The organism is Micromonospora sp. M42, assembly GCF_000568915.1.
Classification (GTDB): Bacteria; Actinomycetota; Actinomycetes; order Mycobacteriales; family Micromonosporaceae; genus Micromonospora; species Micromonospora chalcea.
This window is the reverse complement of the sequence record NZ_KK037233.1, coordinates 574858-576200: the sequence shown is the minus strand read 5'-3', so window position 1 is coordinate 576200 and position 1343 is coordinate 574858. Positions and strand designations below refer to the sequence as shown.

General features: G+C 77.7%; 1 protein-coding gene and 1 pseudogene. Both read left to right on the top strand.

What is annotated here, in order from left to right; translation table 11 throughout:
* The first annotated feature begins 314 nt into the window (after positions 1-314).
* Positions 315-758: an SWIM zinc finger family protein gene (locus MCBG_RS33525; protein WP_223201008.1), complete on the top strand. Its 444-nt coding sequence runs from the start codon at positions 315-317 to the stop codon at positions 756-758.
* Positions 755-1343, top strand: a pseudogene (locus tag MCBG_RS02180) (hypothetical protein); the annotation flags it as partial. The gene MCBG_RS33525 and the pseudogene MCBG_RS02180, both read left to right, overlap by 4 nt.

Genomic DNA, 1343 nt, shown 5'->3' with positions numbered 1-1343 from the left:
CTGCCCGCCGCGACGGACCGCAGCGTGCTGTGGGCGGTGCCCGCCGGGCGTACGCTGCGGCTGACCTCCCGCCCGGCGCCGGGCGCGGTCTGCCTGGCCGGCGCGGGCCGGCTGGCGGCGCTGCGCGACGTGCTGCGCCACGCCCGCACGCTGCGGGTGTACGGCCCGGCGGTGCGCGCCGGATCGCCGAACCGTGCCGAGCACGTGGGAGCTGGACACCGGGGCGCTGCGGGTGTCGCTGACGCTGTCACAAAAAAACGTACCGGGGGTTCTCCGGCAAAGGCGCGGCGCTGGCAGCGCTCGCCGGTGACGACGTGGTGGACGACGCGGAACTGGTGGGCGCGCTGCTCAACTGGGATCAGACGATCGACGTGGCCGCGCTGGCCGACGCCGCCGCGCTGCCCGACGGGCGGGTGCGTGCCGCGCTCGCCCAGCTGGGCACCGCCGGGCGGGTCGGGTACGACGTGGCGGACGGGGCGTACTTCCACCGGGTGATGCCCTACGACGCGGGCCGCGCGGAGCGGGACAACCCGCGGCTGCTCGGCGCGCGGGCGCTGGTCGAGCGCGGCGCGGTCGAGCGCGACGGCGAGGACGCGACGGTACGCACCGACGCCGAGGTCTACCGGGTGCGCCGCCACCCGGACGGCGCATACTCCTGCACCTGTCGCTGGTGGGCGCGGCACCGCGGGCAGCGGGGGCCGTGCCGGCACGCGCTGGCCGTGTCGATGGTCGCGGCGCCGGTGGAGGTGCTGTCGTGACCGGGTTCGTCGAGGCGGTGGTGCGCGGCAGGATGTCCGAGGTCCGCTCCGCCCTGGCCGGGTTGGACGAGCCGGCCCGGCGGGCGCTCGGCGACGAACTGGTCGCCGACGTGCGCCGCAGGCGGGACGCCTGGTGGTGGCAGGGCGAGGCGGCGACGCTGGCGGTCGCAGCGGTGGGGACGCTGAGCACGCCGACGAAGGTGGCCGCGCTGCTCGGCCGCCGCTCGGTCTGGCTGAGCGGCGTCGACGCCGCGCCGGTGGTCGACGTGGCCCGGGAACGCGGGGTGACCTGGCTGGCGGACGTGGCGTACAAGCTGGCCGACCGGCTGCCCCGGGACCGGATGCTCGCGGGCTGGCGGTTCGTCGCCGGTCTCCTGCTGGCGGAGAAGGCGCCGCCGCCGACCGGGGACGACTTCGTGCGCGGGTGGGCGGCCGCACAGGGCTCCCCGGCCCCACGCGGGACGCGCCCACCCACTGTGGACCGGCTGCGCGCGGACCCGTTCCTGGACGCGCTGCTGCCGCGCCTGTTCGAGGTGGACGGCGTGGGCACCGAACTGGCCCGCGGCGACGGCGCGGGCACGGACG